At 38.2% G+C, this 15,439-nt stretch carries 16 protein-coding genes and 3 pseudogenes; 13 read left to right on the top strand and 6 right to left on the bottom strand.

From position 1 onward, the window contains the following. Positions 1 to 27 precede the first annotated feature (27 nt). The 5 genes and pseudogenes from CUC15_RS16190 to mobB all read left to right on the top strand — a co-directional run bounded on the left by CUC15_RS16190 (position 28) and on the right by mobB (position 3,670). Positions 28 to 1,038, top strand: coding sequence for a MoeB/ThiF family adenylyltransferase (locus CUC15_RS16190; protein ID WP_114917660.1), 1,011 nt, complete (start codon positions 28 to 30; stop codon positions 1,036 to 1,038). A 12-nt stretch (positions 1,039 to 1,050) separates the two neighbouring features. After that, a pseudogene (locus tag CUC15_RS16185) lies at positions 1,051 to 2,298 on the top strand (molybdopterin molybdotransferase MoeA); the annotation flags it as partial. A 54-nt stretch (positions 2,299 to 2,352) separates the two neighbouring features. Next, positions 2,353 to 2,823: a molybdenum cofactor biosynthesis protein MoaE gene (locus CUC15_RS20155; protein WP_162800373.1), complete on the top strand. Its 471-nt coding sequence runs from the start codon at positions 2,353 to 2,355 to the stop codon at positions 2,821 to 2,823. Continuing rightward, entirely contained in the window at positions 2,823 to 3,056 is a 234-nt protein-coding gene (gene moaD, locus CUC15_RS16180; protein WP_114917658.1) for a molybdopterin converting factor subunit 1, read from the top strand. The genes CUC15_RS20155 and moaD overlap by 1 nt, the downstream gene beginning before the upstream one ends. 113 nt (positions 3,057 to 3,169) lie before the next feature. Continuing rightward, positions 3,170 to 3,670, top strand: coding sequence for a molybdopterin-guanine dinucleotide biosynthesis protein B (gene mobB / locus CUC15_RS16175; RefSeq protein ID WP_114917657.1), 501 nt, complete (start codon positions 3,170 to 3,172; stop codon positions 3,668 to 3,670). A 25-nt stretch (positions 3,671 to 3,695) separates the two neighbouring features. Here mobB and CUC15_RS16170 read toward each other — a convergent pair. Further along, positions 3,696 to 3,827, bottom strand: a pseudogene (locus CUC15_RS16170) (helix-turn-helix domain-containing protein); the annotation flags it as partial. Positions 3,828 to 4,109: 282 nt separating this feature from the next. Between CUC15_RS16170 and mobA the strand changes: the two are divergent. From mobA to CUC15_RS16145, 5 genes are all read left to right on the top strand, one after another. Beyond that, positions 4,110 to 4,685, top strand: coding sequence for a molybdenum cofactor guanylyltransferase (gene mobA / locus CUC15_RS16165; protein ID WP_162800339.1), 576 nt, complete (start codon positions 4,110 to 4,112; stop codon positions 4,683 to 4,685). Between the two features lie 47 nt (positions 4,686 to 4,732). Continuing rightward, complete coding sequence (locus CUC15_RS16160; RefSeq protein WP_114917654.1) at positions 4,733 to 5,248, top strand: MogA/MoaB family molybdenum cofactor biosynthesis protein; 516 nt, start codon at positions 4,733 to 4,735, stop codon at positions 5,246 to 5,248. A 13-nt stretch (positions 5,249 to 5,261) separates the two neighbouring features. Beyond that, positions 5,262 to 6,053, top strand: a complete 792-nt coding sequence (modA, locus tag CUC15_RS16155; RefSeq protein WP_114917653.1) for a molybdate ABC transporter substrate-binding protein — start codon at positions 5,262 to 5,264, stop codon at positions 6,051 to 6,053. Between the two features lie 2 nt (positions 6,054 to 6,055). Beyond that, complete coding sequence (gene modB, locus CUC15_RS16150) at positions 6,056 to 6,709, top strand: molybdate ABC transporter permease subunit (protein ID WP_114917652.1); 654 nt, start codon at positions 6,056 to 6,058, stop codon at positions 6,707 to 6,709. A 398-nt stretch (positions 6,710 to 7,107) separates the two neighbouring features. Then, positions 7,108 to 7,848, top strand: a complete 741-nt coding sequence (locus CUC15_RS16145; protein ID WP_114917651.1) for a YqcI/YcgG family protein — start codon at positions 7,108 to 7,110, stop codon at positions 7,846 to 7,848. A 937-nt stretch (positions 7,849 to 8,785) separates the two neighbouring features. Here CUC15_RS16145 and CUC15_RS20865 read toward each other — a convergent pair. Together CUC15_RS20865 and CUC15_RS16135 are read right to left on the bottom strand one after the other, a co-directional pair. Beyond that, positions 8,786 to 9,287: pseudogene (locus CUC15_RS20865) on the bottom strand (spore coat protein). 588 nt (positions 9,288 to 9,875) lie between these two features. Further along, positions 9,876 to 10,079, bottom strand: a complete 204-nt coding sequence (locus CUC15_RS16135; protein WP_114917650.1) for a DUF1657 domain-containing protein — start codon at positions 10,077 to 10,079, stop codon at positions 9,876 to 9,878. 336 nt (positions 10,080 to 10,415) lie between these two features. On the opposite strand from CUC15_RS16135, the gene CUC15_RS20295 reads away from it, so the two are divergent. Then, positions 10,416 to 10,583: a hypothetical protein gene (locus tag CUC15_RS20295; RefSeq protein ID WP_205317617.1), complete on the top strand. Its 168-nt coding sequence runs from the start codon at positions 10,416 to 10,418 to the stop codon at positions 10,581 to 10,583. A 263-nt stretch (positions 10,584 to 10,846) separates the two neighbouring features. Here CUC15_RS20295 and CUC15_RS20150 read toward each other — a convergent pair whose 3' ends face one another. From CUC15_RS20150 to corA, 3 genes are all read right to left on the bottom strand, one after another. Beyond that, positions 10,847 to 10,987, bottom strand: coding sequence for a hypothetical protein (locus CUC15_RS20150; protein WP_162800338.1), 141 nt, complete (start codon positions 10,985 to 10,987; stop codon positions 10,847 to 10,849). Between the two features lie 524 nt (positions 10,988 to 11,511). Further along, positions 11,512 to 12,000: a cyclic pyranopterin monophosphate synthase MoaC gene (gene moaC, locus CUC15_RS16130; RefSeq protein ID WP_114917649.1), complete on the bottom strand. Its 489-nt coding sequence runs from the start codon at positions 11,998 to 12,000 to the stop codon at positions 11,512 to 11,514. 195 nt (positions 12,001 to 12,195) lie between these two features. Beyond that, entirely contained in the window at positions 12,196 to 13,143 is a 948-nt protein-coding gene (gene corA / locus CUC15_RS16125; RefSeq protein ID WP_114917648.1) for a magnesium/cobalt transporter CorA, read from the bottom strand. Positions 13,144 to 13,331: 188 nt separating this feature from the next. Here corA and CUC15_RS16120 point away from each other — a divergent pair, with 188 nt between their 5' ends. Together CUC15_RS16120 and CUC15_RS16115 are read left to right on the top strand one after the other, a co-directional pair. Next, positions 13,332 to 14,600 carry an alcohol acetyltransferase gene (locus tag CUC15_RS16120; RefSeq protein WP_114917647.1) on the top strand — a complete coding sequence of 423 codons (1,269 nt, stop codon included), beginning with the start codon at positions 13,332 to 13,334 and terminating at the stop codon, positions 14,598 to 14,600. 1 nt (position 14,601) lies between these two features. Continuing rightward, positions 14,602 to 15,321 (top strand): DUF6320 domain-containing protein, encoded by a 720-nt coding sequence (locus CUC15_RS16115; RefSeq protein WP_114917646.1) that lies wholly within the window; start codon positions 14,602 to 14,604, stop codon positions 15,319 to 15,321. Positions 15,322 to 15,439 lie beyond the last annotated feature (118 nt).

Genomic DNA, 15,439 nt, shown 5'->3' with positions numbered 1-15,439 from the left:
AACTTTTAATAGAAAGGAATCAAAATGATGGCAGATAGATATTCTCGGCAGAAGTTATTTAAACCTATTGGTACGGTTGGTCAGCAGAAGATTGGCGAGAAGCATATCCTCATACTCGGCTGTGGTGCATTAGGAACGGCAAATGCCGAAAATCTAGTGCGTGCGGGGATTGGTAAGCTAACGATAATTGATCGTGACTATGTTGAATTTAGTAATTTGCACAGGCAGCATTTATTCACGGAACAGGATGCAATTGATCAGATTCCTAAGGTGATTGCAGCTAAGTCGAAGCTTGAGGCAATCAATTCTAATGTCCTGATTGAAGCACATATTCTCGATGCAACTGCTGTCACATTGCGCCCACTTCTAAAAGAGGTTGATCTCGTTATTGATGCAACGGATAATTTTGACACTCGCCTCATGATGAATGATCTGCTTCAGCAGCTTCATATTCCGTGGATATATGGAACTTGCGTTGGCAGTACCGGAATGAGTTATACCATTTTGCCAAAGCAAACGCCATGCTTACACTGTTTATTGGATGCTGCACCACCGAATGGAGCAACATGTGATTCTGCTGGGATTATTTCTCCTGCGGTACAAATGGTAGTTGCACATCAAACGACCGAAGCGCTGAAGCTTTTAATTGGAGATAGCGATTCGTTAAGAACAACGCTCGTTACATTCGACCTTTGGAATAATCATTATCAGATGATAAAAGTGGACAAAGCGATGGACAGTGCATGTCCTGCATGTGGAATGGACGCAACTTACCCGTATTTACATTACGAAGCGACAACAAAAACAGAAATACTTTGTGGAAGGAACACAGTACAAATCCGTGCAAATCGGGAAATGCAATTAGCAGAGCTTGCAAACCATTTGAAGTCAGTCGGGCAAGTAAAAGGGAATGATTTTTTATTATCGCTGGATTATCAGTCTTATCGAGTCGTTTTCTTCCAGGATGGCAGGACACTAATTCATGGAACAGATTCAATTGAAAATGCAAAAAAAATCTATTATCAATTAGTAGGATGAAGGTGAATCATTATGGAAAGAAGAAGACCGATTAAAGTAAATGAAGCAATTTCACGCCTAATGGAGTTCAAAACGGCTGGCAGTGTGGAATATGTACATATCGAGGAGAGCTATGGCCGTTTTCTTGGGGAGGATATCATTGCAGATCATCATGTCCCGCCTTTTGACAGGTCGCCATATGATGGGTTTGCCATTCGCTCAAGCGACACAGCAGAAGGGTCAAGGACAAATCCGATAACATTAAAAGTTGTGGGAGAAATTGGCGCCGGCAGTGTTTTTCCAGAAACTGTTCAGGAAAACGAAGCGGTTCGAATTATGACCGGAGCTCAAATTCCTGCTGGCTGTGATGCGGTTGTGATGCTTGAAATCGTAAAGGAAGAAATGAGTGATAACGAGCCCTACATCATACTGAAACGGAAAATAAAGGAAAATGATAATATTTCCTTTGCAGGAGAGGATACGAAAAAAGGAACGACAGTAGCGAAAAAAGGCACCTATATTACTCCCGGCGTTGTGGCAGTCCTTGCGACGTTTGGCTATAAGCGTGTTCCGGTTAGTGTGAAGCCGAAAGTAGGTATTATTGCTACAGGTAGTGAACTGCTTGAGCTTGATGAACCTTTACAGCCAGGGAAAATTAGAAATAGTAATGCATACATGATTTATTCACAAGTAGTGAGAGCAGGAGCTGTGCCAATTTATTTTGGGCAATTTTGTGATGATCTCGATACATGCTTCCATCAAGTGCGGGATGCATTGGCGAAGGTTGATATATTAATTACAACGGGTGGCGTTTCTGTTGGCGACTATGATTATCTCCCTGCTATTTATGGGAAAATAGGAGCGAACGTGCTGTTCAATAAAATTGCGATGCGCCCTGGAAGTGTGACCACGGTTGCCGAGAAGGATGGCAAGTTATTGTTTGGTCTTTCAGGAAATCCATCTGCATGTTACGTTGGCTTTGAACTTTTTACGAGACCAATTATTCGTACATATTTGCATGCCTCACGTCCCTTCTTGAAAAAGGAAATGGCTTTTCTTGGCGGGAATTTTGCCAAAGCAAATCCTTTTGACCGGTTTGTACGGGGGCATATCACCTACCAAGACGGGAAGTTGGTCGCAACACCTGTTGGCCTGGACAAATCCAATGTCGTATCCTCTTTAGCAGAAGCAAATATTCTTATCAATTTACCAGGTGGCACGAAAGGGTATGAGAAGGGGATGGAAGTCGCGGTAATATTATTGGAGGATCAAGAGGGAACGACATTCGAAGCCCTTGTTAATACCGAGATAAATTCACGAAGGAGCCGAAGACACATGAATGAGAAGCTGTTTGAAATTGCCGAGGCGCCGATTCAAATCGACGCTGTTATTCAGAAGGTCGAACGGAGAGAAGCTGGCGCGATTACAACATTTATTGGCACGGTTAGAGAGTGGACTAGGGGTAAGCAAACGATGTATTTAGAGTATCAAGCATATATACCGATGGCCGTTAAGATGCTTGCCGAAATAGGGGAAGAGATCAGCGAAAAATGGCCAGATACAAAAATCGCCATAACACATCGGATCGGTCGGCTGGATATTTCGGAGATTGCTGTTGTCATTGCCGTATCATCTCCACATCGCAAAGCGGCATATGAAGCCAATGAATATGCGATCGAACGAATTAAACAGATTGTCCCAATTTGGAAAAAGGAACACTGGAGCGATGGGGAAACATGGATTGGCGATCAATTAGAAAAGGTGCCTTATGAATCAGGCAAACCTAATGTAAAGGATGTTGAATGATGATAACAATTTTATTATTTGCACATTTACAGGAATCTGTTGGGAAAGATCGTATTGAATTTCCGATCGAACAATTGACAGTAAAGGAATTAAAAACAGCATTACAACAAGACTACCCATTACTAGAGCTTGATCATGTTATGACAGCAGTGAACGAAGAGTATGCAAGGAATGAAAGTAAAGTTACAGCGGGAGATATTGTAGCCTTTATTCCACCTGTCAGTGGAGGATAAAAAATTGATATTCAAAAATTTATCGAGGTGAGGGGACCAATAGTCCAATTCGTTCAAAGGAATTAAAAGAACCCTCGACTACTTTTAAAGGTGAACGAACAGGAGTCGTAAAAATGGAAGTTATCCAAATTATTGGCTACAAAAATAGCGGGAAAACGACGATAGCTAAGAAGCTAATTGAGGTATTATCACAACAGGGAATTCAAGTTGCTTCCCTTAAGCATCATGGTCATGGTGGCTTGCCTTTAGGGATAGAAAATACGGATAGCTCGAAGCATCAGCAGGCTGGAGCAATTGTTTCCGGAGTTGAAGGAGAAGGGATGCTGCAATTGACGAGGCAGCATGGCTGGAGCTTGGAGCAAATGGTTGGCATCTATGAGATTCTCCATATCGACGTATTGATTATAGAAGGATTTAAGCGGGACAATTACAAGAAGGTCGTATTAATAAACAAGGAAGAGGACCTAATTCTATTAGAAGAAGCAATGAACATTGCAGCTGTAATCACTTCCTTACCGGTAAAGTCTTCTTCCTACCCGGTTTTTAAACGAACACAATTAGAGCGATTTTGTGATTGGGTTCTCGAAACATTTATAACTAAAGGAATTAATTAATATTACATATTTCAATCGGGCAATTTTAACAGCCAATTTCTTCTCTTAGATAAGCAAGGTCCTTTAATAATATTCTGCCTTTCTTATCGATGGAGATGACATCTAGTTTGCGCAGCTCAACAAGCATTCTGTTCACACTTTCACGAGTAGCTGCACAGAAATTTGTACGAGTCCACTTTTAAGTACATAAATTACATGGGCATCTGATCCTTCATGGTAAAGAAAGGTGTCCTGTTCGATTTTATGATTTGTTCCGATATCATTTAGAATATTTTTAAGTCCAGCTGAAATTAGGGGTTTATGAGATTTTGAGCTTAATAAGCTTTATGCAATTCCTTCATCTCGTTTAATATACTTTTATTTTATCATTGCAATGTGACGATTGTAGTTAAGTAAATTACGATATTGTGAATTTTCCCGCAAACGAGGAGGCATGGAAATGGAGTTTATCGGTGTAATTCTAGCAGGTGGCCAGTCAAGGAGATTCGGTTCACCGAAAGCTTTTGCTAAGAGGGAAGGGAACTCCTTTTATACGTATTCAGCTAAGGCGCTCGAGTCTTATACTTCTAAGCTTGTTCTTGTCACAAATCCAAAGCTTTCCCCTGTTTTTTCTCAAGAGGGTTTTACTGGAGAGATAATAAGTGATTGCACGGAATATGCAGGACAAGGACCACTTGCTGGTATTTATTCGGCAATGGAAAAATATTCTGCTGACTGGTATATCGTAAGTCCAATTGATGTTCCGTTTATCGATCAGGCGGTTATCGAGTTGCTGCTCTCTAACATTGAGCCAAATGTGGATGCAGTCATTCCAGTTGTTGCAGGAAAGAAACAACCACTCATAGCTCTCTATCATCATAATGTAAAAGGGTTGATAAAAAGTAAGTTAGATCGTGGGTTACGTTCAGTTGAGAAGGTATTAGAAGATCTAAATGTACATTATCTTTCCATCAAGGATGAACAAGCCTTTATTAATGTTAATTCACAAGTAGATTACGAGAAATATATAAAGTGAGCACGCTTTCTGCTTTAAAGTAATCGTGAGGTAATGGGGGAATAACGATGTCAAACGAACTTCATAAACAGCATGCTATGAAAGTGTCATGTGCAGTCGTGACGGTAAGCGATACAAGGAATGAAGAAACAGATAAAAGCGGGAAATTAATGAAAGCATTACTTGAGGAATCAGGACATGAAATAAATTACTATACGATTATTCCTGATGACAAGGAGACGATTACAAATACAATGGAGCATGCAGTTCAACTAGAAGATATTGATGCCGTGCTTGTAAATGGAGGTACTGGAATCTCCGGGCGTGATGTGACAATCGAAGCGATTCAGCCGTTACTGGATAAGGAATTGCCAGGCTATGGAGAACTTTTTCGTTATTTGAGCTATCAGTATGATATTGGAACTGCAAGTATGTTATCCAGAGCAATCGCTGGCGTTGTGAATAACCGTATCATCTTTGCGACACCTGGTTCAACAGGTGCGGTAAAATTAGCGATGGAAAGATTGATTCTGCCTGAACTCGTACATGCTGTGAAAGAAATTACGAAAGATTTACTAAAGTGAAGGAGCAAGAATAATGAAACAACTACCATTCATTCTATTAATTTTTATCTTATTTGTCACTGGCTGTGGACAAGCATCAGGTTCTAGTAGCGATGTGACTGAAGAAATAGAGCTTACAATTTCGGCTGCAGCTAGTATGACAGATAGTTTAAACGAAATAACAGAGGCATTTGAAAAAGAAAATCCGGATATTAAGGTTACATATAACTTCGGCGGTTCTGGTACACTGCGCAAGCAAATTGAACAAGGGGCACCAATCGATCTCTTCTTTTCTGCCTCTAAAAAGGACTATCAGCTGTTAGCGGAAGGCGGGTTTGTTAAAGAAGGATCCGCCATTTTTCGCAATAAATTAGTGTTCCTTCAGCAAGATGATGGACCAATGAATTCATTGGACGACTTTATTAATTCAGATGGGAAAATAGCGATTGGCACACCTGAGGCAGTACCTGCTGGAACGTATGCTGAGCAAGCATTGAAGGAACTCGGAGTTTGGGAACAGCTGCAAGGCCGCATCGTCTTTACAAAGGATGTAAGGCAGGTGCTGAACGTTGTCAAAGAAGGGGGGGTTAAGCTGGGGATGGTTTACAGCAGTGATTTGTACGGGGAAGAGAAAGTAGAAATCGTATGGGAAGTTGACCCTAGTCTCCATGAGGAAATTGAATACTTTGCCGCATCCCTTAAAGATAATCAGGAGGATGATGCAAGAGCAGAAGCAGTGGAGCGTTTCTATCGATATATGCAAAATGAAGATAGCATGAAAGTGTTTGCAAAAAATGGTTTTGATACGGAAGCACCGGTGAATTAGTAATGGAGTGGTCATGGCATCCAGTACAGCTCTCACTATATGTCGCAACAATCGCAACCTGCATCACGTTTGTCTTAGCAATCATCGCTGCTTATTGGATTGCTGGCGGAAGGGTGAAGGGAAGGGCAATTCTCGAAACAATCTTCTTTTTGCCCCTTGTTTTACCGCCAACGGTAATCGGCTTTATGCTAATCATTATTTTTGGCAATAACAGTCCAGTAGGAAGAGCAATTGAAGCAATGGCAGGGAGCAGTATTTTATTTACCGTTCCTGCTGCAATTATCGCTGCAGCTATCGTTGCCTTCCCACTTATGTATCAATCAATCAAAACAGGCTTTCTCTCGGTTGATTCAAATATAATTGGTGCAGCAAAAGTAGATGGCGCATCCAACTGGAAATTGCTCTTCCTCATCATTGTCCCGCTATCCTATCGTTCAATTTTGGCAGGAATCATCCTCGGGTTTACCCGAAGCATCGGCGAATTCGGTGCAACCCTTATGTTTGCGGGCAATATCCCAGGTCGTACCCAAACGATTCCCACCGCAATTTATTTAGCGATCGAATCGGGAAGAACAGATGTCGCCTGGTATTATGTACTAATCAGCATCAGCTTTTCCTTTATCCTTCTATTGTTTATTAACCGGGCGAGAGGATGATAGCGGACCGGGCGCCGGAACGAGCGAGGTCCGCACTGAATCGAGCGAGCCGTGGCCAAAATCGAGCAGATCGAGCTTTTTTCTGTACAGCTAAAAGGGGATGATAAGCATTTTCCTCATACCATAGCAACAAGCCATTAAAGAGGGAATAACAGAGATTGAATCCATTTAAAGGGTAGCCGTTTGGCTGCTCTTTTTAAATTCGTTTTCATTAAACTCAATGATAGCTGTATCTTTGGAATAAAGTTCATTCAATCGTTAAATGAAGGTGGAAAAAATTATGCGAAAAGGGTACCCAGAAAGGTCTTCTTCCATACAATATAGCAAAAGCCCATATTTATGTAGTTTAGGGGCTTTTCTTAGAATGCTATCAATATTTAAGGGAGATGTAGATAGAGATGTTAACCCCTTCATCCATACTAACGACAACAGATATTGAGGATGGCAATCAGTCTATCCCCAATTGGTTTAAAAAAGAATATGCCCATTGGAAAAAAGTGGTTTCTGACAAAGGATTTCCTTGCCCATATGGAACAGTTGCTGAAAGAATGGGTCATTTAAGGTATTTTTATATTGAAAACGATGATTTTCATTCTTTGCCGCATGTCCTAAGAGAATTTCTAAAGCTATCAAGAGGAAGCAAGAATAGGCATGCCTTTGTTATTTTTATAAAACCAGAGATTCTAGAAAAACCTTTTGCTTATTATGAAACTTATTTTTGGGATATTTTAAATTACTTACATGAGCATGATGAGGTTGAATGGTGTAAGGATATCTCCATACATCCGGATGACGCCAATTGGGAATTTTGTTATGATGGAGAACCAATTTTTGTTTCGGCTAACATGCCTGGATATAAACGCAGAATTACGAGAAATATCGGAAACAGCCTTATCTTAATCTTCCAACCTAGGAGAATTTTTAGTGGTATCTCTTACAAAACAAATCGCGGAGAAAAAGCTATCAAGCTAATCAGGTCAAGGGTGGAATCTATTGAAAAACTCCCATTTCATCCAGATTTAGGAGGATACGGGGATGAAGGTTACAGGGAATGGAAACAGTATATTATAACAGATGACACAGAACCAAGAAGTGGTCAATGCCCTTTCCGTATAACAAATCAGGAATCAAAAAAGTAATTATCTTGTGATTTGCATTAAATAATACGGTGGATTTCTTAAATCCGAATAAATTATAAAGCTTCTGGTTTTGAAGGTTATGGTAGCGTGGGTGATATTCTTGCACTTGAAATCATCTACATGAAGTTCGAATGCTTCCACCAGCACCAAAAAGAACTAGATCGTGTATTGAAGGAAAGGTTGTGTCCGAACGCACGCCCCCGGAGACCATGTAAAACATCTTAGGAATCTTCTAAATGAGAGGACCGTTGAAACAAGAAGACCGCCTCTTCAAGCACTTCGAGAGGATTGTTGGTCATCCACAGCAATAGAGGTTAATAGATAAGCATCAGGAGTCACCAAGCTTAATCAAGGTGAATTATTAATTAAGAGTAGCCATTTGGCTGCTCTTTCATTCTTTTATTTGACCAAATTAAATTAAAGCCAACAATATTTTTCAACATATAAAAACAGTCTATGCGTAACATCTTCACAATCAGGGAGTTTATGGAATAATATCAATAGAAAATACGTTCATTTATTCATTAATCATTGTAGAAATGTAAATACAGGTTTATGTATACGTGTAAATGTGTGTGTTAGGACGCCGAATTTTCCATCCTTATGTTGTAAGCTTCAATTAATCTCCTAAATTCTTCAGAGGTTTAGTCAAGTGGTGAACTATTGCCTAGCTGTCCGGAATAGATTATCAAATAAACGAGACTGACATATTTTTAATAATCTAGGGACAACCCAGAAGTTTTAGATTTGAGACCAATGAATTAAATTAGCACTAATTTTATTTTCTTTGCATAAAAAAGGAAGACGCAAATAAATATGAATGCACCTTCCTATCTATTCCTTTTTATAACCTTTGTCCCTCTATTTTACCTAATATAAAGTAAAAAAAATTTAACTTAAAAAAGTGAGGGAGCCTGTTTGCAGTGAACAAGATTCTTTAATAAGGCATTTTCAAAGCTTTATTGGCAACCCTAATATCATTGCGTAATAACTTTTCTAAATCATAAGAAGGATATAGACCTTTCTTATACATATAGGAATATACCATTCCATGGATTTCTATAGCTTTTTGTAACTGCTTATTTAGTGTTTCCCTTAAAATTGGAGTAGCTGTTTCTGTAATAGCTATCGAATAGTTCCGGACAGCAGTTTTGGCAAAAGCTAATAAATCACCCGAAAAAGCCATCTTCCAAGTTCCTTAAATCTTCTTCGTCCTCATTCCTGGGTGCAAATTGGTAAAATTGAAGAAGTTCCTGCAGATTCCTTTCAAGCCCTAGAATGATATGTTCATAAATGGAGCAAAGCTCAGGATCTTTTACTTCAGAGATAAACTCTTTAAGTCTCATTAATCCAATACTTTGAAAGACAACAAGTTCATGCAATTCAAGCGTTTCATGCCATGCAAGGTGATTAGGATATCCAGATTTATTAGTTTCCATTTTATTCCTCCTCCTCTAAACTAGACATTTATACTGTATTCAAGGGACTACTAAAAGGAGACAATTGTAAACAGTTTTAAAACAAAATACAATGTGGAGTTCGCGGAGGAATTTCTTGCAGAGAATAACCAAAACAAGGAAAAAAACAGACAAAATGACCGTTAATCCATTAAATTAAAGGCGCTTTCCTGTATTGGGAAGGCGCCTTTTCATGCTATAACCTAAAAGGTTAGACATATAAATTATGAGATTATCTGATTAAGATCTTGTTGGATATTCATCTTTCTTTTTACAATTTAACATCCAACGTAAAAATATCTTATATAAAGTCCCCCATTTAGAGGATTATAATTCCAGGTTGTCGTAATAATTTGAGAAAGATTCAAAAAGACATTATAAAACAATTTATATCTGAATATAAGGTGGATGACATGAAGAAGAAAATGAAATGGTGCTAGCTTTTGGGTATCTGGTAAGGTGGTCATCTATGGTCGTAGTGTCCGTTATATTGTTTTCAATGCCTAGTCAATTTGAGTGCATTGCACAAATGATTTTATTAAGAGGCTGATTTATCCAGCCTCTGGCATCTTACTGTTTATATTGGGGTTCCTCTTGCTCCATTTGCTGGACTCTTGGCTCTACATTTTGTAAGACTGCCTGTGTTTGCTGCGCAGCATTTTGAAACAGCTGTTGTGCCTGTTTATTATCTGTTTCAAGTGCAAATGTTTCAAAACTTGCCTGGGCACTCTTTAATCCAGCAATTGTCTGCTTAACCTGTGATATAACTGTCATCCCTGACCCCTCCTAAATTGAATTTCATGGTCAATTGAAGTATTTGATTTTTTGTCGAAAATATACTTATTATTTTCTTGCAAGCGCCTAGAGTAATTCTCACCCAGTTCTTTTACCTAAATCCAAAACCCAAACAACTCTAATTTGATAAGTTTATTTCAATTAAAATACCCTATTGTCTTTGTTTAATGTAGTTTTTTCCATCATCATTTGGGTGATTAAAGATAATAATATTGGATACTCTAAGGATTAAATTAAGGTCTATTTTTAGTCAGAATTAACACAGACTAAAGACGGAATGATTTTATTTGATATCAGGAATGGAGGGATGAGGATATGGATAAACGAGAAAAAAAGTTACTTGCGGAAGATCCGACTGTTGCTCCAGGTATAAATCCTGAAGATTCGTATGGAGAAAAAGCAACGAAGTCTGAAATTGAAAAAGGTGAATCAACTAGTGTTACAAGGCTAACATATGATGAATACGATCCAAGTGGAAGATAAATAAGAAACAGTAAAGTATCCGCGAAACCTTGTTTTATTTTTGAAGTGAATTTAATTTCTAAAATCAGATTTATGGGGGCTTGCATAAGCAGGATTCATTGGTATCGATGATTATCAGCGGTACGTTCCTCTTGCTGGATAGCCCCATCTATCAGTCTACGGTAACCATAGATAATTGGCCAAGAGTAAATCGGTAAATAAAATATGTCTTCCCTCTGTTGGTGGAAAAATGTGTTAATTTCCAGCACTGTTTTTAAAATCATTTATTCATAAATTTTATCTGCATTTTTGTAGCGTAATTTTTCAGATTGAGTGATATCTTTACTTGTTCCCATTGATTTATTGCCTTCTTTTTTCATCTTCTTTATCCCTTCGACTTGACCAATTTCACCTTTCTTTTCCATCACATCTCACCTCCAAAGCTCTTAATAATTTCTTTCTATAACTCTTAGTATGGAATAATAACTTAATTATATTCTTAGCGAAAACATCCTCATTAGCGAAAGAAGAAGGTATAAAACATAAGCAGTGAAATTCAATTCACCCTCTTACATAATAAAACTGACTTAAATGTATTCTCTATAGCCCTCTTTAATATTAAGCCTCATTATTATAAGTGCTCCTAATTTACCTCACATAAAAAGTAAAAAAATGATAGGTATAAAGAGAGGAAGCCAAGGATAAAAATTAGGCTCCCTTAATAACGCATTTCCAAAGCTCTATTGGCAATTCTAATATCATTGCTTAAGTGATGTAAGATCTTGAATAAGAATAGTTTCTTATTTTAATAAATTAGGAACAGTAGATAATTCTCTTAAAATAATTTAGGCATAATAACCCTTTTAAGTTATTTACAATACACAAACATAGAAAAAGGTTATAAATTGAATAAATAACTTAAGAAATCATCAGCATATTAACGGTAGGATTAATCTTTCCTAATATAATCTCCGTTCTTGCCACCGCTCTTTTCTTGTAAGTAGGTTGGTCCGATGATCATTGCTTTGTCGACGGCCTTACACATATCATATACGGTTAATGCTGCAATCGATGCAGCGGTTAACGCTTCCATTTCTACCCCAGTAGATCCTACTGTTTTGACTTCTGCAGCAATTAATAATTCAAATTGATCGTTTTCGCTAAATTTCCATTCAAAGGATAGATTTACGCCACCTAACAGGATTGGATGGCACATTGGGATAACTGCGGGTGTTTGCTTGGCGCCCATAATACCTGCGACTTGTGCAACAGCAAGCACATCCCCCTTTTTATTCTGGTGCTGTGTAATATTTTCATAAACATCTTTACTCATTCGAACACTGGAATGAGCAATCGCTATACGGGCACTCTCATCTTTATCTGTAATATCAACCATCTTTGCTCTTGCCTGTTCATTAAAATGCGTGAATTCTGTCAAAATGATCACCTCTCGTTTTAACTCGTACATTTCATTATTAAGTTGGAAACTTGATAACATAGCATATGAATTAATTATAGAGGTATCAGAGGTGCCTGTCACTTCCCGAGTTTTGCAATATTCTCGGAGTTCAGTGAAGTAATTTGTTCCACGATGTTAACGTTCGGTATCATTGACTATTCTGAACAGCAACCATCAGAACCAGCCTCGTTTTTTAAAAAATGCAATCATGAGCATGGCTAAGACTAGCATTACTCCTATAACTGTAAAATAGCCAAAGTCCCATTTCAACTCCGGCATGTTGGCGAAATTCATACCATATATACCGACAATGAACGTAAGCGGTGCAAAAATGGATGTAATCACTGTAAGTATTTGAATGACTTTATTTTGCTGGTAGGAGTTTAGGGAAATGAAACTATCGCGAATATCGTTCGTAACCTCCCGATTAGAATCAACCATTTCCGATAACTTTAATAAATGATCATAAATATCAACAAAATACTCTCGTCTTTCCTTGATTCCTTCCAGATGATGTGAATTTAGTATTCGATAAAAAAGATCGCGTATAGGGTTAATCGAATGACGCAATTCCAGTAATTGATGTCTTAAATCAAATAATTTATCAAGCAAGACATCCATCGATTGTCTTCCTGGATTCTTCTCGATTTCGTTAATTTTATCTTCCATTTGATAAACAACCGGGAAAAAGTTGTCTACTACTTTATCCATAATCTCGTAGAAAACACGGTATTCATCCCAATCAAATATTTTCTCCTCACGCAGAAAAGTGTTCCAAACCCGGTTTATCTCATCCAAATCATTATTATGGAATGTTACGATGTAATTTGCTCCAATAAAAAAGTCAATCTCGTATTGATCAAAGCATTCGGGTCCAATCGTATGTGCGACAAAAAAGGAAAAATCATCATAGTAATCAAGTTTCGGTCGCTGCAAACTAAGGATACAATCTTCTATTGCAAGCGGGTGGAAGTGAAGGATTGTATCAAGCTTTTCGACTTCATTCTCAGTTGGTACATTAAAATCAATCCACCACCATTTAAGCTTTTCGAAGTCTACATCATCAATCGAAACATTTGTTATGATTTCCTTTTCAGTCGTAACGGCTATAATCTGAATCATGTCATACTCCTTAATGAAAGATCTTTCTTTAGCTATTTCCTCTAAAAGTGATTTTATGCTGGCTGGTACTTTCCCAAACTGTCATTATGGAATAGATTGATTAAAGAGCAGGACAAGCTAGCATTAGGTACCTAACACCCTATATGTTACAATGACTTGGAAATAATGATAAAAGGAGGCAAAGGGCATTGAAGGATGATAAATCATGGTATCGGCTTGATAATGCTGGAAAACTATATTCCTCTATTATATCTTCCAGGGCGACCACTTTATTTAGGTTATCCGTAACGCTTACCTCCCCAGTAGAGCCCGGCATCTTACAAAGGGCACTTGAACTTGCATTGGAACGTTTTCCTTTTTATCGGGTTCAATTAAAGCAGGGTTTCTTTTGGTATTATTTTGAAGGAACGGATGAAATGCCAAGAGTAGAAAAGGAAAAATATTATCCATGCATGAGTTTATCGATTAAAAAACGCGGATCTTTCCCATATCGGGTATATTACTATAACAACAGAATTGCTTTGGAGCTATCACATAGTATGACGGATGGTACTGGTGGATTGAAGTTTTTATATGAACTCGTCAAGCAATACTTGCATTTAAAAGAATCCATCCCAATCAAACGAGAGAACATAAACAATGAGCAGCTGCGATTAGAAACAGAGAATGCCTTTCGAAAATATTATGATAAAAAAATTCCCGCGCCGAAATCCCGTCTAGGGAATACCTTTAAACTTCCGCTTGAATTGGATAAAAAGGGATATTATCATATCGTAACCGGGATTATCAGTGTGGAAGCATTGAAAGAAAAGGCAAAAGAGTATGATGTTTCGATTACTGTCTTGCTCACTGCAGTTTATATCCAGAGTCTGTTAAAAATTCAAGAAAGAAGTTCAAGGCGGAAACGGCTGATTGTCATGAATGTTCCAGTTAATATGCGCTCTTATTTTGAAAGCGAGACGATGCGGAATTTTTTCGTAAGTATCACTCCTACTATTGATGCAAGGCTAGGTAAGTATGAATTTGAGGAAATTATCCAAGAGTTAAAAATTGAGTTTAGCCGCTTACTGACACCGAAAAAACTAAAGCAATATATCAAACGCAGTGTCATCAGCGAGAAATCTTTAGCCTTACGATTAATGCCGTCGCCGATTAAGGATATTGTGGCACCCTCCATTTATTCCTTTTTTGGGGAAGGTCAATATACAAGCGGCTTATCCAACTTAGGGATTGTTCGAGTGCCAAGTGAAATGGAGAAATTTATTGAAAGGGTAGAGTGTTATCCACCCCCTAGTATAGGAAATAAAGTGAAGGCTATGCTGATTAGCTATCAACAACATATGTATATTTCATTTGGAAATTTATCCAGGGATCGAATGCTTGAGCGGGAGTTCTTTCGCAGTATTCGTGAGCTAGGAATTGAAGTAACTGTAGAAACAAACGATGAGGAGAATTAAGATGGCCTATTGTCCAAAGTGTGGAATTAAAGTAGAAATTGATAACCGGCCATGCCCACTATGCAACTTCCATATCCCAAAAGTGAATGAAGAGAGTGAAGAGGTTATAAGAATCCGGAAATTTCCCGAAACAGCAAACCCATATCCGGCTTACATGAGAAGGGTGCTAAATCGGATTTTTATCTTTGTAGCCTTATTCGTACTCGTCGTTGTTTGCCTGATGTTTTACATCGACTATGAAGTGAATGACATGTTTACATGGTCAAAATATAGTAACTTAAGTATGCTAGCTGGTCTGGTCTTGGTATACTTTTCGTTCGGTTATGTTCAAAGCTATTATAAAGTCATTATCGGCATTGGTTTGGATGCTTTAATATTATTATTTGGATTAGACGCTTTTAATGGCAGCTTAGAGTGGTTTATACCATTAGCATTTCCGATTGTCACTGGAGTAACTGTTATCGGGATTAGTTACTGGAGCGTGATTCGAGTGTTATCTGTTAGACGATTTAACGTGATCGGGCTTACCTTTATAGCGCTTGTTATTCTTTCTATGTGGATTAACTTTTTCATCCAAAAATATCAAAAGAATACAGACCCAATGAATTGGATTATTGCTACAGTCCTGCAGTTGCTGCCTGTTTTATTAACCATGATCTATGTCAAATATGGCATGCCCGATCGAATCAAAAAGAAAATTGCCAGGAAGTTTCATTTGTGAAGGGAATGGCGCCTGTTCGGGGTGTCCTTAGCTATAGGTGTCACTTCCAAAAGGTAGGTCATAATATGTCTGAAATAAGCGTGCGATATGATATCAATTAGTAACTTAAGTAATGAAG

It is taken from the genome of Oceanobacillus zhaokaii, from assembly GCF_003352005.1.
Taxonomy (GTDB): Bacteria; Bacillota; Bacilli; order Bacillales; family Amphibacillaceae; genus Oceanobacillus; species Oceanobacillus zhaokaii.
The sequence above is the reverse complement of the archived record's forward strand: the minus strand, read 5'-3'. Positions and strand labels throughout refer to the sequence as shown.

Bases quoted from the DNA above. Each gene is read 5' to 3' on its own strand.
- CUC15_RS16190 (WP_114917660.1), top strand. From the start codon at position 28: ATGGCAGATAGATATTCTCGGCAGAAGTTATTTAAACCTATTGGTACG.
- CUC15_RS20155 (WP_162800373.1), top strand. From the start codon at position 2,353: ATGAATGAGAAGCTGTTTGAAATTGCCGAGGCGCCGATTCAAATCGAC.
- moaD (WP_114917658.1), top strand. From the start codon at position 2,823: ATGATAACAATTTTATTATTTGCACATTTACAGGAATCTGTTGGGAAA.
- mobB (WP_114917657.1), top strand. From the start codon at position 3,170: ATGGAAGTTATCCAAATTATTGGCTACAAAAATAGCGGGAAAACGACG.
- mobA (WP_162800339.1), top strand. From the start codon at position 4,110: ATGGAGTTTATCGGTGTAATTCTAGCAGGTGGCCAGTCAAGGAGATTC.
- CUC15_RS16160 (WP_114917654.1), top strand. From the start codon at position 4,733: ATGTCAAACGAACTTCATAAACAGCATGCTATGAAAGTGTCATGTGCA.
- modA (WP_114917653.1), top strand. From the start codon at position 5,262: ATGAAACAACTACCATTCATTCTATTAATTTTTATCTTATTTGTCACT.
- modB (WP_114917652.1), top strand. From the start codon at position 6,056: ATGGAGTGGTCATGGCATCCAGTACAGCTCTCACTATATGTCGCAACA.
- CUC15_RS16145 (WP_114917651.1), top strand. From the start codon at position 7,108: ATGTTAACCCCTTCATCCATACTAACGACAACAGATATTGAGGATGGC.
- CUC15_RS16135 (WP_114917650.1), bottom strand. From the start codon at position 10,079: ATGACAGTTATATCACAGGTTAAGCAGACAATTGCTGGATTAAAGAGT.
- CUC15_RS20295 (WP_205317617.1), top strand. From the start codon at position 10,416: ATGGATAAACGAGAAAAAAAGTTACTTGCGGAAGATCCGACTGTTGCT.
- CUC15_RS20150 (WP_162800338.1), bottom strand. From the start codon at position 10,987: ATGGAAAAGAAAGGTGAAATTGGTCAAGTCGAAGGGATAAAGAAGATG.
- corA (WP_114917648.1), bottom strand. From the start codon at position 13,143: ATGATTCAGATTATAGCCGTTACGACTGAAAAGGAAATCATAACAAAT.
- CUC15_RS16115 (WP_114917646.1), top strand. From the start codon at position 14,602: ATGGCCTATTGTCCAAAGTGTGGAATTAAAGTAGAAATTGATAACCGG.